A 23,223-nucleotide genomic window follows, 5' to 3' on the forward strand; every position below is an offset into this window, starting at 1 on the left:
ATCAGGCTGACCAGTCGATCGGCGGCTGGCCGGCTGCGACAAACCAGTCGTTGATGCGCGAAAACGGGCGCGAGCCAAAGAACCCCCGCCGCGCCGACAAGGGGGAGGGATGGGCCGTCGCAATCACCAGATCGCCGGGCGCGGGCAGGCCCTGCGCCGCCTTTTGCGCATGCGCGCCCCACAGCAACCAGGCGCGGGGGCGCGGCGGCAGATCGGCCAGCAGCGCGCGCGCAAAGCCCTGCCACAGCCGCGCATGGCCCCCGGCCTGGCCCGGCGGCACGGTCAGCGCAGTGTTCAGCAGCAGCACGCCCTGCGCCGTCCAACCCGCCAGATCGCGCGGCGGCGGGGCAAAGCCGTCGTCGGCCAATTCCTTGAAAATATTTGACAAACTGCGCGGCAGCGATGTGTTGGGCGCGACCGCGAAGGCCCGCCCCACCGCATCGCCCGGCGTCGGATAGGGGTCTTGACCCAGCACCACCACACGCACCCGGTCGGGCGGCAGCGACAGCGCGGCAAAGATCCGGTCGGGCGCGGGCAGCACCGGCTGGCCGGCCAAAGCCTCGGCCAGGCGCGGCCAGATCAGGCGAAACGCGGCGTGATCGGCCCAGCCGGGCGGCGGCGCGGGCCAATCCATCTTCCGCTTTGCAAAAATACTCACGCCCAGCCCGCCACCGGGCCTAGGCCTGCGACAGACGTGCCAAAGCCGCCACCTTGGCCTTGGCCGCGCCGGAATCGATGGCGGCCCGCGCCATCTCGACCCCGGCTTTCAGATCGGCGGCGGCATCGGCCACGACAAGCGCGGCGGCGGCATTCAGCAACACTGCATCGCGATAGCCGCCCGCCGCGCCCTCCAGCAGCGCGCGCAGCGCGGCGGCGTTGTCGGCCGGATCGCCGCCCGCGATCGCCTCGAACGGATGGCAGGGCAGGCCCGCATCCTCGGGGTGGATGTCGAACCGCGTGATCGCGCCGTTCTTCAGCGCCGCCACCTGTGAGGGCGCGCAGATCGACAGCTCATCCGTGCCATCGCCGCCATGCACCAGCCAGGCCACGTCCGATCCCAGATCGCGCAGCACCTCGGCCATCGGGCCGATCCAGTCGGCCGAGAACGCGCCGGTCAACTGGCGCTTGACCCCCGCCGGATTGGTCAATGGTCCCAGCAGGTTAAAGATGGTGCGCGTGCCCAGTTCGGTGCGCGGACCCATCACATGCCGCATCGCGGGGTGGTGCATCGGCGCCATCATGAAGGCGATACCCTCCTGATCCAGGGCGCCCTGCACCTGATCAGGGCTGCGCATCACCTCGATCCCAAGCGCGCCCAGCACATCGGCGGCGCCGGATTTCGACGACAGGTTGCGGTTGCCATGCTTGGCCACCGGCACGCCCGCGCCCGCCACCACAAAGGCCGTCGCGGTCGAGATGTTCAGCGTGCCCTTGCCGTCGCCGCCGGTGCCGACGATGTCGATGGCACCCTGCGGCGCAACGACGGGGTGACAGCGCGCGCGCATGGCGCTTGCGGCGGCGGCGATTTCGTCCACCGTCTCGCCCCGCGCGCGCAGCGCCATCAACAGGCCGCCGATCTGGGAAGGCGTGGCCTCGCCCTCGAACAGGGCGGCAAAGGCCGTGTCGGCCTCATCGCGGGTCAGCGGGCGGGTGGCGGCCAGGCCGATCAGCGGGCGAAGCGCGCTCATGCTGCGCGCTCCGTTACGTTCAGCCCCGCGGATTTCAGGAAATTGCCCAGCATGGCGTGGCCGTGCTGGCTGGCGATGGATTCGGGGTGAAATTGAACGCCCTCGATCGGCAGGTCGCGGTGACGCAGGCCCATGATGGTGCCGTCCTCCAGCCAGGCGGTCACCTCCAGGCAGTCGGGCAGGGTGGCGCGCTCGACGATCAGCGAGTGATAGCGCGTGGCCATCAAGGGCGACGGCAGGCCGGCAAAGACACCCGCGCCCGCGTGATGCATCGCCCCCAGCTTGCCATGCACGATCTGGCCCGCGCGCACCACGCGCCCGCCAAAGGCCTGACCGATGGTCTGATGACCCAGACAGACGCCCAGCAGCGGCAACCGGGCTTCGGCAGCGCCGCGCGTCAGCGGCAGGCAGATGCCCGCCTGATCGGGATCGCATGGCCCCGGCGACAGCACGATGGCCTGCGCGCCCATCCCCATCGCCTGATCGACCGACAGCGCGTCATTGCGCCAGACCCGGACATCGGCGCCCAACTCGCCCAGGTAATGCACCAGGTTGAAGGTGAAGCTGTCGTAATTGTCGATCAACAGGATCATGCCGCGTCCTTTGGGATTTTTCGGGTTCTTCTTGGGGCGAACCCGGCTATAGATGGGCCGAGCCATGGGGCAGGGTCAAGCCATGACCAGCGCCAGGGCAAGGATCGGCGGCGAAAGGCGCGCGAAAGGGGCAGGATGGCCGGGTTTCTGAAGGGGTTTCTGGCCGGAACCGGGATCGGGCTGGCAGGTCTGGCGGCGCTGTCGCTGGCCTTGCCGATGATCGGCGATCATCCTGCGGCCCCGCGGTTGGCACCCAAGCCGCGCGCCGGATCGGGGCTGGTGCTGCCCGATACCGCGCGCCCAGTGGCCAAGCGCCCCGAGGCGGGCTTGCAGGTGGGCCGTCCGGCGGTGATCGACCCGGCCAAACCCGCTGCCGCGCCTGCCGCAGCCCCATCCGCAGACCCGGACGCGCGCCCCGATCAGGCGCTGGCCACCGTGCCCGCCGCCGCGCAATTCGACCGCGCCCGGCGTGAGGGCGCACCGCAATTGCCTGCCGCGCTGGATGCGCCCGACCGTGGCGTTGCACCTGCCGAGGCCCCGGCGATGGCCGCCCCCGGCCCCGAGGCCGCGCCCTCGGGCCAGGTTGCCCAGCCCGGTGCGCGCCCCGCTCAGCCGGTGGGTGTCGGCGCGGGTCTGGCGGCGCCCGCAGCCGGTGCCGATGCCCCCGCCGCGCCGCAACCCGAAGCCCCGGTGCCGGTCCCCCCGCCGGGTGAGGTGCAGGCCCCCGCGTTGGCCGCGCCGCAGCCTGAACCGGGCCAGATGCTGCCCAACCCCGTGACGCTGCCCACCAGCCCGCCGCCCGCGATCCTGGCCCCGCAGGATGGCGGCTAGGCGGCGGGGCCGCTAGTTCCGGCCCTTGGCGAACATCCCCGCCTGATCGGCGGCGCGGTGCAAGGCGCGTGATTTGTTGACGGTTTCCTGATATTCGGCCTCGGGGTCGCTGTCATAGACAACGCCGCCGCCGGCCTGGATATACAGCGCGCCATTCTTGATGACGCCGGTGCGCAGCGCGATGCACATGTCCATTTCGCCATTCGCCGCGAAATAGCCGACGCCACCGCCATAGATGCCGCGCTTTTCCGGCTCCAGCTCGTCGATGATCTGCATCGCCCGCACCTTGGGCGCGCCCGAGACGGTGCCCGCAGGCAGCCCCGCCAGCAGCGCCGACAGCGCGTCCTGATCGTCCGCGATCTCGCCCACGACGTTCGACACGATGTGCATGACGTGACTGTAACGCTCGATGATGAACTGTTCGGTCGGGCGCACGGTGCCGATTTTGGCCACCCGCCCCACATCGTTGCGGCCCAGATCCAGCAGCATCAGATGTTCGGCCAGCTCCTTCTGGTCGGCCAGCAGATCGGCCTCCAGCGCGCGATCCTCATCCGGGGTCGCACCGCGCGGGCGGGTGCCGGCGATGGGACGGATCGTCACCTCGCCGTCGCGCAGCCGCACAAGGATTTCCGGGCTGGCACCGACGATGTGAAAGCCGCCCATGTCCAGATAGAACATGAAGGGCGAGGGGTTGGTGCGCCGCAGGCTGCGATAGAGGGCAAAGGGCGGCAGCGGGAAATCCAGCCGCCAGCGTTGGCTGGGCACGACCTGAAAGATGTCGCCCGCGCGGATGTAATCCTTTGCGCGCTCGACCGCGGCCAGATAATCGGCCTTGGCAAAGTTCGACACCGGCTGGCCCACCTGCGCCGCATCGCCCAGATCGCGCCCCGATCCGGGCAAGGACCGATCCAGATCGCGCAAGGCATCCATCACCCGCTCGGCCGCCTGGGCATAGGCCGCGCGCGCATTCAGACCCGAGCCGACAAAGGCCGGGGCGCAGATCGTGACCTCGCCCTTGACGCCATCCAGCACCGCGATGACCGAGGGGCGCAGCAGCATCGCATCGGGCACGCCCAGCGGGTCGGGGTTCACATCGGGCAGATGTTCGACCAGCCGGATCATGTCATAGCCCAGATAGCCGAACAGCCCCGCCGCGATCGGCGGCAGGTCGTCGGGCATGTCGATCCGGCTTTCCGCGATCAGCGCGCGCAGGCTGGTCAGCGGGTCGGCGGTGTCATCGACAAAGGCGGCGTCATCGAACCGCGCCTGGCGGTTGATCCGGGCCGTGGTGGCATGGCACTGCCAGATCAGATCGGGCTTCAGCCCGACGACCGAATAGCGGCCCCGCACCTCGCCGCCGGTCACGCTTTCCAGCATGAAGGCATGGGGCTGATCGCCCGCGAGCTTCATCATCAGCGACACCGGGGTATCCAGATCGGCAGCCAGCCGCACCCAGACAAGCTGGTTGCGACCCGCGTTCCAGCCAGCCTCGAACGCGTCGAAATCAGGCAGGCAGCGCGCCATCAGTTCACCCGCGCATTCACGGCGGCGATGACGCCGGGGTCGATGGTGATGCCCGCCTCGTCCTGGATGGCGCGGGTGAACAGCACCTCGATGTCCTGAGCGATGGACATCGTGACATTGCGTTCGACCGTGCCATGCAGCGCCTTGGCCTCGTCGCCCTGGCCACCCTGATGGATCGCGTCAAGCGCCACCACAAAGACGCGGTGGTCGCCTTCGGCCACACCGGCCATGGCGGGGGCGGTCAGGTCAAAGGCCTCGGCGGTGACGATGGGGGGCAGGCTGTCGACCAGATCATCGCGCGCGATCCCGGTATGGCTGCGCGCGGCCAGGCCCTGATCGGCCAGGCTGGTTCCGGCCTCGACCTTGGCGGCGATATCCTCGGCGCGGGCGGCGAGGGCGCGGTCCATCTCGGCCTTCAGCCAAGCTTCGGCGACCTGATCGTGAACGGTGTCGAACTCGATCAGCGCGGGCGGGTCGATCCCGTCCAGCCGCAGCGCGAACACGCCGCCATCGTTCAACTGGCCCAATTCGGGGAAATCGGTCTGGCCGACCTTCAGCGCGGTTTCGCGGAAGCTGGGATAGGCGGCCATGTCATCCATGGTCGCGGCCGTCACCTCGATCGTGCCCAGCGTCATGCCCTGTTCCTTGGCGACCTCCTCCAGTGTGGCGCCGCTGGCAAGGGCGTCCTCGATGTCGGGGCTGCGCTCGGTGATGGTGCGGCGGGCCTGATCGGCGGCGGCCTCGGCGGCCAGATCGGCGCGGGCTTCCTCGAAGCTGGTTTCCTGCGCCTCGAGGATGGCATTGACGGCGACCAGGGCGGGGCCAAGATCGGTGGTGACCGGGCCGACCACGCCATTATCGGCAGCGGCAAAGACGGTGGGACCGGCGGCACCCAATTGCGCCTCGGTCACCTCGCCCTTGTCGATGTCGGACAGCGTCAGCCCGCGTTCGGCGGCCAGATCGGCAAAGCTGACCTCGCCCTTGTCCAGCCGGTCGCGCGCGGCCTGGGCGGCGGCGGCATCGGGATAGACCAGCACTTCGACCATCCGCCGCTCGGGGCGCATGAATTGATCGTGACGCTGATCATACAGCGCGCGCAGGGCGGCCTCATCAAGGTTCACCTTCAGCGCCTCGGGGGTCAGGCTGATATAGGTGATGCGGCGGGTTTCGGGGCGGGTGAACTGTTCGGCATGGGTTGAATGAAAGGCGCGCAATTCATCATCGGTGGGCGCGGGCAGAGGGCTGGGCAGATCCGCCGGGGTCAGTTCGGCCACCGAAATGTCGCGGGTTTCGGTCAGCCAGCGGACATAGCTGTCCACGACCGCGACCGGCACGGCGGTCGCCCCGGTGATGCCCTGCGCCATCATTCCGCGCGCCGCATCCGACCGCAGCCCGGCCTCGAAGGCGGCTTCTGTCATCCCCTCGCGGCGCAGAAGGTCGGCATAGGCGGCACGGTTGAAGCCGCCGTTCGGCCCTTGAAAGGCGCGCACGGACTGGATCTGGCGCAGCACCTCATCATCACCGACCGACAGGCCGATGCGGCGCGCGGCCTCGCCCAGGGCGGCACTGGCGAACAATTGCGACTGCACGTTGCGGTCCAGCCCGATCTGCTGCGCCTCGGCAAGGGTCGGGCGGCGGCCGCCCTGCTGGGCCATCGCATCCAGTTGCGACCGCAGCGCGCGGGCATAATCATCGGCGTCGATACCGGTATCGCCCACCGCGCCGATGTCCTGGCTGGACATGCCCGAGAAATTGGTGACGCCAAAGCCGCCCAGACCCAGGATCATGAACCCCATCAGCACCCAATAGACCGAGCTTTTGCCCTTGCTGCGCAGCGTCGTTGTCATGATCGTCCCCGTATGATTGGTGGGGCTGTTCTAGGGGCAAGCGGCGCGGGGGGCAAGCGCCCCCCGGACCGGCCGGGGGGCGAGGGCGATCACACCGCAGACAGCCCGACCAGCCGCTGCATCAGCACGCCGATCCCCGCCACGTCGATATTGGCGAAGGCGATGCGCAACTGCCGCTGGCCACGCGCATCATCCGGCGGCATGAACATCGTGCCGGGCAGGGTCAGCACGCTGGCCTCGCGCACCAGATGGCGGGCGAAGTCCGGCGCGGGCAGGCTTGAGGGATGCTCGACATAGGCGAAATAGGCCCCGACCCCCAGCCGCGTCCAGCCGGGCAGGGCGGCCAGCCCCGCCTCCATCGCTGCGCGGCGCGCCAGGATCTCGGCGCGTTCGGCGGCGACCCAATCGCGCAGGTTGCGCATCCCCCACAAGGCGCCGATCTGGCCCAACTGGCTGGGGCAGATCGCCACCGTATCCAGGAACTTCTCGACCTCGGCCAGACGGGCGCGGCTGGCGATCACCGCGCCGACACGGTGGCCGGTCAGCCGGTAAGCCTTTGAAAAGCTGTAAAGCTGAATGAAGGTGTCGTCCCAGTCGGGATCGGTGAACAGGCCATGCGGCGCGCCGTCACGGGCGTCGAAATCGCGGTAGGTCTCATCCACGATCAGCGCGATGCCGCGCGACCGCGCCAGATCGCGGAAGGCCGCGACCAGATCCGCCGGATATTCGACGCCGCCCGGATTGTTGGGGCTGACCAGCACGATGGCCCGCGTGCGCGGCCCGATCAGCGCCGCCGCCGCATCCGGGTCGGGCAGCAGATCGGCACCGGTCGCCAAGGGCTGCGTGACGATGCCCGCCATGTCCAGCCACATCTTGTGGTTGAAATACCAGGGCGTCGGCAGGATCACCCCGTCCCCCGGCCCGGCCAGCGTCGCAATCGTGGCGCAGAACGCCTGATTGCAGCCTTGGGTGATCGCCACCTGATCGCCCGAAATCGCGCCGCCATAGGCCGCCTGCCAATCCGCCGCGACCTGATCGCGCAAGGCCCGCATCCCCAGCACCGGGCCATAGAGATGCGCCGAGGGATCGTTCAGCGCCGCCTCGGCAATCGCCCGGCGCAACGGCTCGGGCGGCGGGTCGATGGGCGCCGCCTGGCTGACATTGATCAGTGGCCGGTCGGGCGGGAACACCACCCCCTCCAACCATCGCCGCGCTTCCATCACCGGCGGCGCAAAGGTCGCCGCCATCAACGGGTTGATCTGCATCGCGCCCGCCCTTTCTTCTTGGTTCAAATATCCCCGCCGGAGGCACCGCCCCCGACATCCGCGCAAGGTCCGCCCCGGCGCGTCAGATGTTAATCTGCTGACCCATTTCCACAACCCGGTTCGAGGGCAGCCGATAAAAGCTGGTCGCATCGGATGCGGATTTGAACAGCGACACATAAAGCCGCTGCTGCCACAGCGGGAACAGATTGGCCTTGCCGGTGCGGAAGGCGCGACGGTTCAGGAAATAGGAGGTGTGCATCACATCCGTCTTGATCCCGTCGCGGCGCAGATGCGCCAGCACGCGCGGCACATTCGGCTGCTCCATATAGCCGAAGCGCGCCCGCAGCACCCAGAACCGGGGCGCGATCCGTTCCACCTTCAGCCGCTTGTCGTCATCGACACGCGGCGTGTTGGCGACGTCGACCTTGACGATCACATTGGCCTCATGCAGCACCCGGTTGTGCTTGAGGTTGTGCATCAAGGCCGGCGGCGCGACGGTCGGATCGGCGGTCAGGAACACCGCGGTGCCCGGCACGATGGTGGGTTCCGATGTCGTCAGCTTGTCGGCCAGAAAGCTCAGCGCGACGGATTCACCCGACAGCTTGGCCTGCACGATCCGCGTGCCCCGCACCCAGACCAGCATCATCGTGGCCACGAGCGCGGCGAACATCAGCGGCACGATGCCGCCGTCGAACACCTTGGCCATGTTGGCCGACAGGAACACCGCCTCGATCGCCAGGATCGGCAGCATGATGCCCAGGACCAGCCCCCAGCTCCATTTCCAGGCATATCGGAACACGACGATGGCCAGCCCCGAGGTGATGACCATATCGCCGGTCACGGCGATCCCGTAAGCCGAGGCCAGCCGCGCCGATGACCCGAAGGATACGATCAGCACGAACACGCCGATCATCAGGAACAGGTTGACCTTGGGAAGGTAGATTTGGCCGCGATGGGTGTCGGATGTGTGCTGGATCTCAAGCCGGGGCAGCAGCCCCAGTTGCACCGCCTGCTGGGCAATCGAGAACGCACCCGAGATCACCGCCTGGCTGGCGATCACCGTGGCGACGGTCGCCAGCAGCACCAGCGGCGCCAGCCCCCATTGCGGGGCCATCAGAAAGAACGGATCGCGCGCCGCCTCGGGATGGGCCAGCACCAGCGCGCCCTGGCCCAGATAGGCCAGCACCAGCGCCGGCGCCACGACCGCACCCCAGGCGATGCGGATCGCGCCGCGCCCGAAATGGCCCATGTCGGCATACAGCGCCTCGGCCCCGGTGACGGCCAGAAAGACCGACCCCAGCACCGGCAGCGCCGCCAGCCGGTGATCGGCGATGAAGCTCAAGGCGTGCAACGGATTCAGCGCGTGCAGGATCGAAAGGCTGTCGCGGATATGGCTGGCGCCCAGCACCGCCATCACCGTGAACCACAACAGGGTGATCGGGCCGAAGAACCGCGACACGCTGGCCGTGCCCTTGCGCTGCACCGCGAACAGGCCGATCACGATGGCCAGCGTCACCGGCAGCACATAGGGGGCAAAGTCCGGCTCGATCAGCGTCAGCCCCTCGACCGCCGACAGGATCGAGATCGCGGGCGTGATCATCGCATCGCCGAAGAACAGCGCGCAGCCGATGATGCCCAGCATGAAGACCAGCGGCGTGCGCCCGCCCAGCGCCTGCTGCGCCTTGGCCACCAGCGACAGCGTGCCGCCCTCGCCATTGTTGTCGGCGCGCAGGATCAGCACGACATATTTCAGCGTCACGATCAGCATGATCGTCCAGATCAGCAGCGAGACGATGCCGATCACCTCGGCCGCGAACAGCCCGCCGTCGGTGGCATGGGCCAACGATTCGCGCAAAGCGTAAAGCGGGCTGGTGCCGATATCGCCATAGACGACACCCAAAGTGCCCATCACCAAAGCCGTGTTCAGCGGCGGCGGGCCGTGTGGATGGTCATGAAAATCAACGGGATCGGTGGCGGCGGGGGCGGGCGTTCCGCCCGTGCTGGTCTCGGCCCGGTCGGCCATGGTGCACCCTTGTTCGTGTTGCACAGACCGCCGAACATAGACCGGCCCGGCCCTTTGGCAAGCTGCATTTCACGCTGGCGTGAGACGGGGCAAACCTGGCGGCGCGGCTGCCACGGCGCGACCCCGCCCTTGGTCGGGTGCGGATCGGCTGGCCCTTGGCGCGCCGCCGGGGCTGGTATAGCCTTGCCCGATGCGTTCCACCGGACCCGAGGAAGCCATGGCCCCGCTTGACCAGCCCCGCACCCCCAATGACCTGCGCGCCTTCTGGATGCCCTTCACCGCCAACCGCCAGTTCAAATCGGCGCCGCGGATGTTCGTGGCGGCAAAGGACATGCACTATACGACCGACGATGGCCGTCAGGTGCTGGATGGCACGGCGGGCCTGTGGTGCTGCAACGCCGGTCATTGCCGCCCGAAGATCACCCAGGCGATCCAGCGTCAGGCGGCGGAACTGGATTACGCACCGGCCTTTCAGATGGGGCATCCGCTGGCCTTTGAACTGGCCAACCGCATCGTCGACATCGCCCCCAAGGGGATGGACCATGTGTTCTATTGCAACTCCGGCTCCGAGGCGGTCGATACCGCGCTGAAGATCGCGCTTGCCTATCACCGCGCGCGCGGTGACGGGGCGCGGACCCGGCTGATCGGGCGCGAACGCGGCTATCACGGGGTGGGCTTCGGCGGCATCTCGGTCGGCGGGATCGTCAACAACCGGCGCTATTTCGGCACCGCCCTGGGCGGCGTCGATCACCTGCCGCATACCCATCTGCCCGCGCAAAACGCCTTCAGCCGGGGCCAGCCCGAGCACGGCGCGCATCTGGCCGATGATCTGGAACGCATCATCGCGCTGCACGGTGCCGACACCATCGCCGCCGTCATCGTCGAGCCGATGGCCGGGTCGACCGGCGTGCTGATGCCGCCCAAGGGCTATCTGGAACGGCTGCGCGCGATCACCGCACAGCACGGCATCCTGCTGATCTTCGATGAGGTCATCACCGGCTTCGGCCGCCTGGGTTCGCCCTTTGCCGCCCAGCATTTCGGCGTGACGCCCGACATGATCACTTGCGCCAAGGGCCTGACCAATGGCGTCATCCCGATGGGCGCGGTGCTGACCAGCGCGGCGATCCATGATGCCTTCATGACCGGCCCCGACCACGCGATCGAGCTGTTCCACGGCTATACCTATTCCGGCAACCCGATTGCCTGCGCAGCGGGCATCGCCACGCTGGACACCTATCGCGACGAGGGCCTGTTCGACCGCTGCGCCGAGATCGCCCCCTATTGGGAGGAGGCGCTGCACAGCCTGCGCGGCACCCGCCATGTCATCGACATCCGCAACATGGGCCTGATCGGCGCCATCGAGCTGGAACCGATGGCAGGCGCGCCGACGCAGCGCGCCTTCACCGCCTTCCGCCGCGCGTTTGAGGCGGGCATCCTGATCCGCACCACCGGCGACATCATAGCCATGTCGCCGCCGCTGATCATCGAACGCGCGCAGATCGACGAACTGGTCGGCACGCTGAAGAAGGTGCTGGACGGGCTGGACTGATGCCGCGCGCGCCGCGCGCTCGGGCCTTGGGCGGTGCGTCGGGGGGCGGTGCCTCCGGCGCGGCGCTGTCGGGCACTCGCATTCGCGAACGCCGCCTGGCCGCGCAGGTCAAGCAGGCCGATCTGGCGCGCGCGGTCGGTGTTTCGGCGGCCTATCTGAACCTGATCGAAAAGAACCGCCGGGTGCCGCGCCCCGACCTTTTGGCGGCGCTTGCGGCCGAATTGGGCGTGGCGCGCGAAACCCTGGATGAGGGCGGCGACGGCGCGCTGTTCGACACGTTGCGCGAAGTGGCGATGCGCGATCCGACGCTGCCCCCCGAACTGGACCGCATCGAGGAGTTCGTCTCGCGCTTTCCCGGCTGGGCGGCGGCACTGGCCGGGCGTCAGCGCCGCGTCGACACGCTGGAGGCCGCGCTGGTCGATCTGGGCCAGCGGATGACGCAGGATCCCTGGCTGTCGGACATGCTGCATCAGGTGCTGTCGGCGGTGACCTCACTTCGCTCGACCGCCGCGATCCTGACCGAGGATGGCGAGATCGACCCCCAATGGCGCGCGCGGTTTCATCGCACGCTGGCCGATGACAGCCGCCGCGCCGCCGATACCGCCGAGGCGCTGGCCGCCTATCTGGACCGGCTGGATCATGCCGAACCGGGTCTGGCCAGCCCCCAGGATGAGGTCGAGGCCTGGCTTTCCGCCGCCGATTGGGCGCCCGCCGCGCCGCCCGCCCCCGAGGATCCGGCGCTGGTCTCGCAGCCTGGTCTGGCCCTGGCGCAGGCGGAATGGGCCGCGCGTCAGGCCGATCGGGCGCGACTGCCCGATGCCGACCTGATCGCGGCTTTGGAAGGACAGGGGGCCGATGCGCTGGACGCCTTTGCCCTGGCCCGCGATCTGGACCGGCCCGCCGATCTGGTGATGCGCCGCCTGGCCGCGCTGCCGCCGGGCGTGCCGGGCCTGCCCGCGACCGGGGTGGGGCTGGCGATCTGCGATGCCGCCGGGGCGCTATCCTTTCGTCGCCCGCTGCCCGGTTTCACCTTTCCGCGCGGCGGTGCCGCCTGCGCGCTGTGGCCGCTGTTTGCCGCGCTTGCCAGCCCCGGCCAGCCGCGCCGCGACCGGATCGAGATGGCCGGGCGTTGGCCCGCCCGGTTCCAGACCCAGACCATCGCCCGGATCGACCTGCCGCAGGGGCTGGACGGTCCCCGGCTGCTGTGCGCGCAGATGTTGATCCTGCCGGATGCGCCCGGCACGGGTGATCCGCCGCTGGCCGTCGGCCCGACCTGCCGCATCTGCCCGCATCCGGTTTGCCCGGCCCGGCGCGAGGTCTCGATCGTCGCCGCACCGGCCAATGGCACGGCGCAAGGTTAAGCCTTGAAAAGCCGCGCGACGCAGCGTCATATCGGCGCATGGGGGACGCAGATCATGGCTGAGCCGGGACATATCCTGCTGATCGAGGATGAACCGAACATCGCCGAGGCCGTGCGTTTCGTGCTGACCCGCGCGGGCTGGCAGGTCAGCCTGCATGGGCGCGGCGACGATGCGATGGCCGCGATCACCCTGGCGCGGCCCGATGCCGTAATCCTTGACATGATGCTGCCCGGCGCCTCGGGGCTGGAGGTGTTGGCCAAGCTGCGCGCCGCCGAAGGGTTGGGTTCGCTGCCGGTGCTGATGCTGACCGCGCGCGGCCAGGCCCGCGACCGCGAGGCCGCGGCCCGCGCCGGGGCCACCGCCTTTCTGGCCAAGCCCTTTGGCAATGACGATCTGCGCGCCGCCGTGGCCGCGCTGATGGCCGCGCCGGGTGCAGGGCTTGCCGATGCCTGAACGGCTGATGACGCCGTTTCTGGCGCGGCGCGCCTATCGTCTGCGGCGGATGATGGATGCGGCGCGGCTGGTGCCGGTGCTGGGGGCCCTCGCGGTGATCCTGCCGGTGTTTCACGCGGGCCATCATCCGCAGCATCCGATGTGGTTCGGGCGAGGCCTTGCGCTGATGCTGGGCGTCTGGCTGGTGATGGTGCTGGCGGCGGCTGTGATCGGCCGGGTTCTGGCCCCGGCCATCGGCGCAACCGAGGATCCGGTCGGCAGCGATGAACCGGCGCTGGCAACCGCGATCTGGCCGCCCGATCCGGGGGCGACATCCGCCATCGGTCATCACCCGGCCCGCGACGGCAGCGCAGCCGATCCGCCCCCCGATCATCCCACAGCGGGGCCGCGCGATGCCGTTTAACGTGCTGGTCGCGGTCTGCCTGGCCTATGTCATCCTGATGTTCGCCGTCGCCTTTGCCGCCGAACGCGGCGCCCGCGCCGGGCGGCTGCGCTGGGCCAATTCGGCCACCGTCTATACGCTGTCGCTGTCGGTCTATTGCAGCGCCTGGACGTTTTACGGCGCGGTCGGCTATGCGGCGCGGTCGGGGTTGGAATATCTGACGATCTATCTTGGCCCGACGCTGGTTTTTGTCGGCTGGTGGTGGACGCTGCGCAAGCTGGTGCGGGTCGGGCGCGCGCATCGTATCACCTCGATCGCTGACCTGATTTCATCGCGCTTTGGCAAATCGGCCACCTTGGGCGTAGTGGTCACGCTGATCGCGGTGATCGCCGTCACGCCCTATATCGCGCTGCAATTGCAATCGGTCACGCTGTCCTTCGCGGTCTTTGCCTCGGACAGGCCGACCGGCTGGGCGCTGCCCGATCAGGGGGCCACGACCCTGTGGGTGGCGGCGGGTCTTGCGGTGTTCACCGTGCTGTTCGGCACGCGCCATCTGGACGCGGATGAGCGTCATCACGGCGTGGTCATGGCCATCGCGCTTGAGGCGGTGGTCAAGCTGGTGGCCTTTGTCATCGTCGGCGGCTTCGTGATCTGGGGCATCGCGGGCGGGCTTGGCGCGATTGCCGACCGGCTGGCGCTGATCCAGACGACGCCCGCAGGCCTGGGCTGGCAACTGGATCCGGGTCGCTGGAGCGGGCTGATCTTCACCTCGGCCGCCGCGATCTTCACCTTGCCGCGCATGTTTCAGGTGATGGTCGTGGAAAACGCGGATGAGCGCCACCTGGCCGCCGCCGGCTGGGCCTTCCCCGCCTATCTGCTGGTGATGAGCGCCTTCGTCCTGCCCATCGCCGTGGTCGGGCTGACGACGCTGCCCGCCACCGCCAATCCCGACCTGTTCGTCATCACCCTGCCACTGACCCATGGTGCGGGCAATGTCGCGCTGATCGCCTTTCTGGGCGGGTTTTCCAGCGCCACATCCATGGTCATCATGGCCGCCATCGCGGTCGCCACGATGGTGTCGAACCATATCGTCATGCCCGCCGTGCTGCGCCTGCGGGCCGAGACGGCGCCGGGCGCACTGGCGGCGCGGGGCGATCTGCGCGGGCTGGTGCTGATCTCGCGCCGGGCCTCGATCGCGGCGGTGCTGGCCATGGGCTATGCCTATCACGCGCTGTCGGGCGGCGGTGCGGCGCTTGCGGCGATGGGGCTGATCTCATTCGTGGGCGTGGCGCAGATGCTGCCGGCGATGATCGGCGGGCTTTACTGGCGCGGGGCGACGCGCGCGGGGGCGCTGGCGGGGGTCAGCCTGGGCTTTGCGATCTGGCTTTACGCGCTGTTTCTGCCCTCGGTCGGCCCGTCGGGGCTGCTGCCTGCCGGGCTGATGGATCACGGCCCCTTCGGTCTGCCCTGGCTGCGGCCGTTCTCGCTGTTCGGGCTGACGGGTCTGGACCCGTTGATGCACTGCCTGTTCTGGTCGCTGACAGCCAACACGCTGGCCTTTCTGGCGGTGTCGCTGCTGACCTTTCCCGGCCCGATCGAGCGGTTGCAGGGCCTGGCCTTTGTCAATGTCTTCGACCAAAGCCCCGGCGGCGGGTCGCGCGGCTATGGCCAAGGCCGCGCCGATGCCGAGGATCTGCTGACCATGGCGCAGCGCATCCTTGGCCCGGCCGAGGCGCAAAGCTTCTTTCAGCGCGCCGCGCGCGATCAGGGCAAGGCGGGCTATCTGCCCGACCCCGGCCCGGCCTTTATGGCGGGGCTGGAACGGCGCATGGCGGCCACCGTCGGCGCCGCCACCGCCCATGCGATGATCGCCCAGGTGACGGGGGGCGAGACGGTCTCGGTCGCCGATCTGATCGCGGTGGCCGGTGAGGCGCGCCAGGCCAAGGAACATTCCGCCCAGCTTGAGGCGCAATCGGCCGAACTGGCCCGTGCCGCGCGCGCACTGCGCGACGCCAATGACAAGCTGCAATCGCTGTCGGATCAGAAGGATGCCTTTCTGGGCCAGATCAGCCATGAATTGCGCACGCCGATGACCTCGATCCGGGCGTTTTCCGAAATCCTGATGGAGCCGGACCTGCCCGAGGCCCTGCGCGCCCAATATGCCGACGTCATCCACCAGGAATCGCGCCGCCTGACCCGGCTGCTGGATGACCTGCTGGATCTGGCGGTGCTCGAGAACCGGCGCGCGCAACTGACCGTCAGCGTGACCAATCTGCACGACCTGATCGACCGCGCCGTGCAGGCGGCCTCTGCCACGCGGGCCGAGCGCGACTTTCGCATCCGCCGCAACCGCATGACCGAGCATCTGCCGATCGCCACCGATGCCGACCGGCTGGTCCAGGTGCTGATCAACCTTGTGTCGAATGCGCGCAAATATTGCGATGCCGACCGCCCCGAATTGCGCATCGAGGTGCGCCGCGACGCGGGCCGCATCGCCATCGACGTGATCGACAACGGGTCGGGGATTCCGGCCAGTGCGCAGGGGCTGATCTTTGAAAAGTTCGCGCGGCTGACGGATACCCAGCGGGCCGGCGGCGCGGGTCTGGGGCTGGCGATCTGCCGCGAGATCATGGTGAACCTGGGCGGCGACATCGACTATCTGCCGGGGCAGGGCGGGGCGGCCTTTCGCGTGACCCTTCCCGACCGGCTGCGCGACGGGACGCTGGACAGGACGTGATCGCGTCAACCCTTTCTCAACCCCGATCTGCCTAGATGGCGGGGATGAGTCGCGGCACAGGCGGGCAAGCGCATGGATCAGATCGGTGGGGCGGCATCCGCATTGGCGCGCAAGGCCGCGCGCGGACGGGCGGAGCGTCCGCAGCCCCTGGCGATGACACCGGCGCGCGCCTTGGCGCTGGCGCTGTCACGCGCTGCCGACACCGACCTGTCGCTGCCGCTGCGCGCCCATGGTGTCACGCCGCGCGCCTTGTCGCTGGCCGACCTGCCCGAGGCGATCATGGATCAGGCGCTGATCGCCGTGCTGGAAGGCCCGGGCGAGGCTTTGGGGATCGCCGCGCTGTGCCCGATCACCGTGGCCAGCCTGATCGAGGTGCAGACCATGGGTCGGCTGTCGCATCGCCCGGTCACGCCGCGCCGCCCGACCCGCACCGATGCCGCGCTGGCCGCGCCATTTCTGGATGTCGTGATGGCGGGGTTCGAGGATTTGCTGACCGGGATCGCCGGTCAGGAATGGGCGGCGGGTTATCGCTTCGCCTCATTCCTTGATGATCCGCGCCCGCTGGGCCTGATGCTTGAGGACGGCGCCCTGCGCGGGCTGTCGGCCGATCTGACGATGGGCGGCGACGGCCAGCGACAGGGTCGGCTGCTGCTGGCCTTGCCTGCCCAGGCGCGGCTGACGCGGGCCGAACCTGCGCGCGGCACCGTGCTGCATCCCGCGACGCTGGCCGCCCAAGCCGCCGCCGCCCGCGCCGCTGCGCAGTGGCAGGACGACCTTCAGGGCCGCGTGATGCAGGCCGAGGTGGCGATCACCGGCGTGCTGGCCCGCATCGCGCTGCCGCTGACACAGGCGATGGACTTGCAGCCGGGCGCACTCCTGCCGCTGCCCGATGGCGCTGCGCAGGATCTGCGGCTTGAGGTGGCGGGTCAGGTGATCGCGACCGCCCGCCTTGGCCAGCACCGCGGCCAACGCGCGCTGCGGCTGAACGGGCCAGGGGCGGCCATGTCATCAGAGGTCGCGACGGCCCCCGGCGGCGAAGGGATCCTTGCCGTGCCCCCGGCCGGGTTGACGACGCAGCCCTTGGGTGAATTGCCCGCTTTGGACGACTTGCCGTCCCTGGCCGCGCTGCCCGCCTTGGGGGAATTGCCAACCCTCGGGGATTTGCCGCCGCTGGGCGAGCTGCCCCCGCTGCCAATGGCGGGATTTGACAACAGCACCCCGGAGGAGGAGATGGCCCTCGTGCCGCTGAAAATGGCCTTTGGATGACCGCGTTTGCGTTAACTCCGCTGGCGCGCCACCACTGTCATTGACAGTGCCACCCGCGCCCGGGAAAAGAGGATCGGGCAGCCGCCCCAACCGATGCGTCCCCAGCCATGGCCCGGCCGAGATGGCGCAAAGACCCGACCCGGAACCCTGTTCGGGGGATCGCGGTTGTGGCGCATATCATGCCTGAGCGGCCCAAGGAGGAACCGATGAAATCCGTGACCGAACGCAAGACGGAACTGACCGCGCGCCAGACCTTCCTCAAGGGCCGGATGGCCGAGATCGATCAGGAACTCGACTCGCATGAATCGAAGGACTGGGAGGAAATGGCAACCGAGCGCGAACAGGATGAGGTGCTGAACGACCTTGGCCAATCCGCGACCGAGGAATTGCGCATGATCGACGCCGCGCTGGCCCGTATCGACGAAGGCGAATATGGCTATTGCGTGCAATGTGGAAACCAGATCTCGGAAGAGCGTCTCGACGTCATCCCGGCAACCCCCTTTTGCCGCAACTGCGCCGTGTAGGAAGCGCCGGGCCGCTGGTGTCTGGTCCTTGGCAGAGGGGTCTGACAGCAGGGTTGCGATGTGGGGGCGGTGACGTCTGACCTGCGGCGTCTGACATGCAACGAAGGGTCGGCCCTCGACCTATGGACGCTGACCTGTGGTCTGTGACGGCGGGCCTGCGAGGTCTGGCTTGAGATCTCCGGAGGGGGTGCCGCTGGCGCGTGATTGCTGACCCTCGGCGGATGGCCGTGATGCGCGCCCCGCTATTTGTGGCCCCGTCGTCTGGTCCGTGACAGCGGGCCGGTGAGGTCTGGCTTTTGGTGTCTTGACCGTTAGCGCTGGCGCGTGATTTTTGGCCCGCAGTGCCCGGCCCGCAGCCTATGGCATTTGCGTGTTAGTGGTGATGGCGACATGCGAGATCTGGCCTGCGATGTCTAGGGGCCGCTGGCGCGTGACTGCTGACTTTTGACGGCTGGCCCGTTATGCGCGCCCCGCCGTCTATAGCGCCTTAAGTCTGGTCTGTGATCGTAGCCATATAAGGTCTGGCCGAAGCGGTCTGGGCTATTAACGCTGGCGTCTGATGTCTGGGAGGCGATGGGTGGCCTGTGATGGCCGGCGTGCGACCTATGGAACCCGAAGTCTGGCCTTCTACGGTGGACTGTGGCCTTGGCCTGCGACGTCTGGATCGTGACGCACGACATTTGGCGCCTGTCCTCTGCGATCCGCCCTCCGGGATCCGGCCTGAGGGTTCCGACCGCCGACATGTAGACCGCGACTTATGCCACCGCTTGCGCAATCCGGTGAAGCAGCGGGGGCGGGTTTGGCCACCTGTGGCAGTATTTGATGACCTGACGCTTCGCTGCGTCGCGTCGATGCGTTGCACGGCTGCGCGCTGCGTCGCGGCGCGTTCTGCCGGGTTGCGGTGTGTTGTGCTGCGGTTTGTCGCGCTGTGATGCGGTGGCGTGCGGCCGGTTGCGTTTGCCGGCCCTTTCAGCTCGGTCCCTCTCCACGGTGGTGCGGCATCGGCGCGCCCCATGTCGCACCGGACGCGAAGCGGGGGGGGCCATGCCGCTGTGGATGTGTTGCGCCTAAGTCTTTGTGTTCGCCAAAGGCGTCGCGCTTTGTCTGCCACGCTGCGCGCGCATGATGCGCTTGATCTTAAAGGGGTGCCGCGGCCCGGCTGGGCGCCCGTGCCTTATGGCCCAAGGAAAATCCCGATCACCACCATCATCAGACCGATCACCGAGACCATCAGCGAGCCCAGGTTGATGACCAGGCTACGGCCCATCTGGGCGCGGAGCGCGGTGTCGTCCAGCCCCGCGCGGCGCGCGCGGGTGACCGTCACCAACGACCACAGGATCCCCACCAGCCCAAGCACCGACACCGCCGCGCCGCCCCAGATCAACACCGTCCAGATCATCGCCATCCTCCGTTCGCTGCCGATCCCCTAGCCGCGCCGGACCCTTCCCGCAAGTCCCGGACCGCAAGCCCGCCATCTTGCCCCGCCGCGCGTCAGCGGCTAGTCAGAACCCCCGGAGAACCGCCGGAACACCCCCGAAGCCAACCGAAAGCCGCGCCATGTCCTCTGATGCCACCTACGCCGTTGCCGCCGACGAACTACGCCAGTTCATCGAACAATTTGAACAGCTTGACGCCGAAAAGAAAGATATCGCCGAACGCCAGAAAGAGGTGATGGCCGAGGCCAAGGCGCGCGGCTATGACACCAAGGTGATGCGCAAGGTGATCGCGCTGCGCAAGCGCGACAAGAACGACATCGCCGAAGAAGAGGCGATCCTGGAAATGTACAAGGCTGCCCTGGGCATGGGGTAAACAGCTTCTTGGCGACGATGCGCCTGCGCTTCGCCGCAGAATGACGGCCCTGGGCGGCCGCGTCATCGACACGTGGTGCCTGCGCGCCGCCGTTGTAGCGCAGTCACACGTGGACAAACCGTAGAGCAGGCCCTTCGGCAAGCCCCCGAGCTTTTCCCGACAGGCCGCGTCCCCGGGCTGCGCCGCCTGATGGTCGGCTGGCATGGCTGCCGGCTGGGTGGGATCGGCGCGCAATTTGATTGACTGGTCAATCAATCACGCGCGCGATCTTGCAGGACTGGCCCCTGCCGACACCGATGCCCGGGAAGACGTGCCATCGGAGAACGCGCCATCGCGTTGCGCAACTTGACTGGCCGATCAACCGCGCCGATGATCCCGCAAGCCGCAAGCCGCAAGCCGCAAGCCGCAAGCCGCAAGCCGCCCGGGCTGCAAAGCCGCGCGGGACCAGCTTTTCGTCAAGGGGCGATGAACTCGACCCCGGGCAGGGCCGCGACCTCGGCCACGTCATCGTCGTATAGATCATCCAGATCCTCGACCAGTTCGGTGGTCCAGCCGGGGAAGGTGATCTGCTGTTCGGTCTCGGCGGGGTTGGCAAAGCGCATCAGCGCCTGCGACACCAGATCGCGCCGCTCGCCGATGGTGGCGGGGGGCGTCTCGGCGACGCGGGCGTTCAGCCAATCCATCCCCTCGCGCGTCAGCAGGCGTCCCAGCAGCGCCGCATTGCCCATGATCGGCACATCGGGGCCGATGCCGGCCATGCGGCGGATGATTTCGGGCCAGATCAGCGGCGCATCCTCGTGGCACCACAGCACCACCGGACGCCCGGCGGCGGCGGACACGAACTGGCGCAGCATCGGCGCCCAGCGCAGCTGAAGCGGCTCGACCCCCTCCATCATCTGCTCGTAGCTGGCGCCGGGCAGGCGTTGCAGCATCGACATCAACAGCGCGGCGGGGTGGCGCAGGGCTAGGTGAAACTCGCAGTCGATATCGGGGAACAGATGCGCCATATGCATCGGCTTTTGCCCGGCAAAGGGGTAAAGCCCGCCCGGCCCGATGGATCGCACCGCCGTGGAGAGGAAGTTTTCATGGCTCAGGATGATGCGCTGCGGGGCGTCCTCCTCCAGGATCGCATCCATCATCGCCTCTTGCATGGCGGGGCTGGCGCGGGTGCCGCGCAGGGTGCGGATCGCCTCATGCAGGATCGGGCGATAGCGCGAGGGGGCGGGCACCACCACCCCATGCTGCGCCAGCGTCGGGCGGTTGCGCAACAGGACGCGCAGGATCAGTTCTTCTTCGGTGCCATGGGCGCCCAGGTGATAGACGATCTTCATGATGCCTTCGCTTGCTTTGCGCCGCATCATACGGGCTTTTCTGGACAGGGAAACCGCTTTGCGCTAGGCGCGACGGCATGACCGATCTGCCCCGAACCCGCCCCGCTGCGGCCAGCCGCCTGACCGTATCCGATACCGAGCCGGCGATGCGCGGCGGTGCCGGGCCACTGTGGTCGCTGGGGGCGGTGCTGATCGCGGCGCTGGTGGCGGCACCGATTGCGGCGGTGCTGTGGATGGCGTTCTTTCCCAGCGAAAACATCTGGCCGCATCTGATGGCCACGACGCTGCCGCGCTATCTGGCTAACACCGTCGTGCTGACGGCGGGCGTGGGCCTGCTGGCTGCGGCGATCGGGGCGGGGGCGGCCTGGCTGGTGTCGATGTATCGCTTTCCGGGGGTGCGGTGGCTGGAATGGCTGCTGCTGCTGCCTCTGGCGATCCCGGCCTATGTCGGGGCCTATGCGCTGGTTGATTTTCTTGACTATTCCGGCCCGGTGCAGGTCATGCTGCGCGATCTGATGGGCTGGCAATCGGCGGGTGACTACAGCTTTCCGGCGATCCGGTCCCGCTGGGCGGCGGTGCTGGTGCTGGGGGCGGCGCTGTATCCCTATGTCTATCTGCTGGCCCGCGCGGCGTTTCACGAACAATCGGGTTCCAGTTATGAGGTCGCGCGCGCCCTGGGGGCCGGGCCATTCGCGCTGTTCTGGCGGGTCGGCTTGCCACTGGCGCGGCCGGCGATTGCCACGGGTGCGGCGATTGCGATGATGGAGGCGGTCGCCGATTACGGCGTGGTCGATTATTTCGGCGTGCAGACGCTGACCACCGGCATCTTCACCACCTGGCTTGAGGGCGGCAATGCGGGCGGTGCTGCGCAGATCGCGGTGATGATCCTGGCGATCGTGTTCCTGCTGATCGGGCTGGAACGCAGCGGCCGCCGCCGCGCGCGCTATTTCCAAAGTGCCCGCCAGCCGCGCCCGATCCTGCGCCAGGATCTGCCGGGCGTGGCGGGCTGGCTGGCGACGGCGGCCTGTGTGCTGCCGCTGCTGCTGGGCTTCGTGCTGCCGGTCGCGATCATGCTGTCTTACGGCCTGACCAAGCCTGACGCCTGGTTCGGCCCCGGCCTGTCGCGGGCGCTGTGGCATACGCTGTTCACCGGCGGGCTGGGCGCGGTGCTGACCGTGGGGCTGGCGCTGTTCATGGTATACGGCGTGCGGCTGTCGGGGCGGTTGCTGCCGCGCCGATTGCTGCCGGTGACGACGCTAGGCTATGCCGCGCCGGGGGCGGTGCTGGCGGTCGGCATCCTGATCCCGCTGGCGGCGCTGGATCACCGGCTGGCCGATGCGATCGAATGGCTGACGGGGCGCGATCCGGGGCTTCTCATGACCGGATCGGCGGCGGCGGTGGTGCTGGCCTATGTGGTGCGGTTCTTCGCCATCGGCCAGGGCGCGGTGGATGCGGCCTTTGGCCGGGTCTCGCCATCGCTGCCGATGGCGGCGCGGTCGCTGGGGCGCGACGCGGGCGGCACCTTGCGCAGCGTCTACCTGCCGATGATGCGCGGATCGGTCGGGGCGGCGCTGCTGTTGGTCTTTGTCGATTGTTCCAAGGAACTGCCGGCGACGCTGCTGTTGCGACCCTTCAACTATGAAACCCTGGCGACGCGGGTGCATGAAAAGGCCAGTATCGAGCAACTGGCCGAGGCCGCGCCCGCCGCGCTGCTGGTGATGGCGGTCGGGCTGGTCGCCGTGGCGCTGCTGGCGCGATCGACGCGCGCCGCCACCCGTTAGGGCGCAATCGTCTGCCCACGACCCGTCAGGGCGCAATCGTCTGCCCGCGACCCGTCAGGGCGCAATCGTCTGCCCGCGACCCGTCAGGGTGCAATCGTCTGACCGCGACCCGTCAGGGCGCATTGACCCGCGCCCGGTGCCGCGCTATGGGCTGGGGCAGGCCGGTTTAGCTCAGCTGGTAGAGCAGCGGTTTTGTAAACCGAAGGTCGCGGGTTCGATCCCTGCAACCGGCACCAGTGCTGCGGCGTTCAGTCCCGAA

19 protein-coding genes and 1 tRNA gene are annotated in these 23,223 nt (G+C 68.6%); 11 read left to right on the forward strand and 9 right to left on the reverse strand.

The window, feature by feature from the left end; all coding sequences use genetic code 11:
* Position 1 precedes the first annotated feature (1 nt).
* From ACEYYA_RS06415 to ACEYYA_RS06425, 3 genes are read right to left on the reverse strand one after another with little or no spacing between them, the layout of a single operon-like run.
* Positions 2 to 634 carry a uracil-DNA glycosylase gene (locus tag ACEYYA_RS06415; protein WP_374798784.1) on the reverse strand — a complete coding sequence of 211 codons (633 nt, stop codon included), beginning with the start codon at positions 632 to 634 and terminating at the stop codon, positions 2 to 4.
* Positions 635 to 677: 43 nt separating this feature from the next.
* The gene (gene trpD / locus ACEYYA_RS06420; RefSeq protein WP_374798786.1) at positions 678 to 1,688 is read right to left on the reverse strand and encodes an anthranilate phosphoribosyltransferase; all 1,011 of its coding nucleotides are present in this window, start codon (positions 1,686 to 1,688) and stop codon (positions 678 to 680) included.
* Positions 1,685 to 2,281 carry an anthranilate synthase component II gene (locus ACEYYA_RS06425; RefSeq protein WP_374798788.1) on the reverse strand — a complete coding sequence of 199 codons (597 nt, stop codon included), beginning with the start codon at positions 2,279 to 2,281 and terminating at the stop codon, positions 1,685 to 1,687. Before ACEYYA_RS06425 ends, trpD begins: the two co-directional genes overlap by 4 nt.
* A 135-nt stretch (positions 2,282 to 2,416) precedes the next feature.
* Here ACEYYA_RS06425 and ACEYYA_RS06430 point away from each other — a divergent pair, with 135 nt between their 5' ends.
* Entirely contained in the window at positions 2,417 to 3,112 is a 696-nt protein-coding gene (locus ACEYYA_RS06430; RefSeq protein ID WP_374798790.1) for a hypothetical protein, read from the forward strand.
* A 12-nt stretch (positions 3,113 to 3,124) separates the two neighbouring features.
* Here ACEYYA_RS06430 and trpE read toward each other — a convergent pair whose 3' ends face one another.
* From trpE to ACEYYA_RS06450, 4 genes are all read right to left on the reverse strand, one after another.
* The gene (gene trpE, locus ACEYYA_RS06435) at positions 3,125 to 4,636 is read right to left on the reverse strand and encodes an anthranilate synthase component I (protein WP_374798792.1); all 1,512 of its coding nucleotides are present in this window, start codon (positions 4,634 to 4,636) and stop codon (positions 3,125 to 3,127) included.
* Entirely contained in the window at positions 4,636 to 6,483 is a 1,848-nt protein-coding gene (locus ACEYYA_RS06440; RefSeq protein WP_374798794.1) for a peptidylprolyl isomerase, read from the reverse strand. The genes trpE and ACEYYA_RS06440 overlap by 1 nt, the downstream gene beginning before the upstream one ends.
* An 89-nt stretch (positions 6,484 to 6,572) precedes the next feature.
* Positions 6,573 to 7,748: an aminotransferase gene (locus ACEYYA_RS06445; protein WP_374798796.1), complete on the reverse strand. Its 1,176-nt coding sequence runs from the start codon at positions 7,746 to 7,748 to the stop codon at positions 6,573 to 6,575.
* Between the two features lie 82 nt (positions 7,749 to 7,830).
* Positions 7,831 to 9,771 carry a potassium transporter Kup gene (locus ACEYYA_RS06450; RefSeq protein ID WP_374798798.1) on the reverse strand — a complete coding sequence of 647 codons (1,941 nt, stop codon included), beginning with the start codon at positions 9,769 to 9,771 and terminating at the stop codon, positions 7,831 to 7,833.
* Between the two features lie 190 nt (positions 9,772 to 9,961).
* Here ACEYYA_RS06450 and aptA point away from each other — a divergent pair, with 190 nt between their 5' ends.
* The 7 genes from aptA (at position 9,962) to ACEYYA_RS06485 (ending at position 18,043) form a co-directional block, all read left to right on the forward strand.
* A complete protein-coding gene (aptA, locus tag ACEYYA_RS06455) occupies positions 9,962 to 11,320 on the forward strand; it encodes an omega-aminotransferase AptA (protein WP_374798800.1) in 1,359 nt (452 codons plus the stop codon).
* Complete coding sequence (locus ACEYYA_RS06460) at positions 11,320 to 12,681, forward strand: helix-turn-helix domain-containing protein (protein ID WP_374798802.1); 1,362 nt, start codon at positions 11,320 to 11,322, stop codon at positions 12,679 to 12,681. The genes aptA and ACEYYA_RS06460 overlap by 1 nt, the downstream gene beginning before the upstream one ends.
* Before the next feature lie 54 nt (positions 12,682 to 12,735).
* Positions 12,736 to 13,134, forward strand: a complete 399-nt coding sequence (locus ACEYYA_RS06465) for a response regulator transcription factor (RefSeq protein WP_374798804.1) — start codon at positions 12,736 to 12,738, stop codon at positions 13,132 to 13,134.
* Positions 13,127 to 13,537, forward strand: coding sequence for a hypothetical protein (locus ACEYYA_RS06470; protein WP_374798806.1), 411 nt, complete (start codon positions 13,127 to 13,129; stop codon positions 13,535 to 13,537). The genes ACEYYA_RS06465 and ACEYYA_RS06470 overlap by 8 nt, the downstream gene beginning before the upstream one ends.
* Entirely contained in the window at positions 13,527 to 16,253 is a 2,727-nt protein-coding gene (locus tag ACEYYA_RS06475) for an ATP-binding protein (RefSeq protein WP_374798808.1), read from the forward strand. Before ACEYYA_RS06470 ends, ACEYYA_RS06475 begins: the two co-directional genes overlap by 11 nt.
* 72 nt (positions 16,254 to 16,325) lie before the next feature.
* The gene (locus tag ACEYYA_RS06480; RefSeq protein ID WP_374798810.1) at positions 16,326 to 17,519 is read left to right on the forward strand and encodes a FliM/FliN family flagellar motor switch protein; all 1,194 of its coding nucleotides are present in this window, start codon (positions 16,326 to 16,328) and stop codon (positions 17,517 to 17,519) included.
* Between the two features lie 206 nt (positions 17,520 to 17,725).
* Positions 17,726 to 18,043, forward strand: a complete 318-nt coding sequence (locus ACEYYA_RS06485; protein WP_374798812.1) for a TraR/DksA family transcriptional regulator — start codon at positions 17,726 to 17,728, stop codon at positions 18,041 to 18,043.
* 1,174 nt (positions 18,044 to 19,217) lie between these two features.
* On the opposite strand, the gene ACEYYA_RS06490 is transcribed toward ACEYYA_RS06485, so the two are convergent.
* Complete coding sequence (locus ACEYYA_RS06490; RefSeq protein WP_374798814.1) at positions 19,218 to 19,442, reverse strand: hypothetical protein; 225 nt, start codon at positions 19,440 to 19,442, stop codon at positions 19,218 to 19,220.
* Positions 19,443 to 19,600: 158 nt separating this feature from the next.
* Here ACEYYA_RS06490 and ACEYYA_RS06495 point away from each other — a divergent pair, with 158 nt between their 5' ends.
* On the forward strand, positions 19,601 to 19,852 hold the full coding sequence (locus ACEYYA_RS06495; RefSeq protein WP_374798816.1) for a DUF2312 domain-containing protein: 252 nt from the start codon (positions 19,601 to 19,603) through the stop codon (positions 19,850 to 19,852).
* 455 nt (positions 19,853 to 20,307) lie between these two features.
* Here ACEYYA_RS06495 and ACEYYA_RS06500 read toward each other — a convergent pair whose 3' ends face one another.
* Positions 20,308 to 21,210: a hypothetical protein gene (locus ACEYYA_RS06500; RefSeq protein WP_374798818.1), complete on the reverse strand. Its 903-nt coding sequence runs from the start codon at positions 21,208 to 21,210 to the stop codon at positions 20,308 to 20,310.
* Between the two features lie 119 nt (positions 21,211 to 21,329).
* Between ACEYYA_RS06500 and ACEYYA_RS06505 the strand changes: the two genes are divergently transcribed.
* Together ACEYYA_RS06505 and ACEYYA_RS06510 are read left to right on the forward strand one after the other, a co-directional pair.
* Positions 21,330 to 22,964 carry an ABC transporter permease gene (locus ACEYYA_RS06505; RefSeq protein ID WP_374799114.1) on the forward strand — a complete coding sequence of 545 codons (1,635 nt, stop codon included), beginning with the start codon at positions 21,330 to 21,332 and terminating at the stop codon, positions 22,962 to 22,964.
* A 160-nt stretch (positions 22,965 to 23,124) separates the two neighbouring features.
* A tRNA-Thr gene (locus tag ACEYYA_RS06510) sits at positions 23,125 to 23,200 on the forward strand.
* The last annotated feature ends 23 nt before the right edge of the window (positions 23,201 to 23,223 follow it).

The organism is Paracoccus zhouxuedongae (assembly GCF_041927815.1).
Classification (GTDB): Bacteria; Pseudomonadota; Alphaproteobacteria; order Rhodobacterales; family Rhodobacteraceae; genus Paracoccus.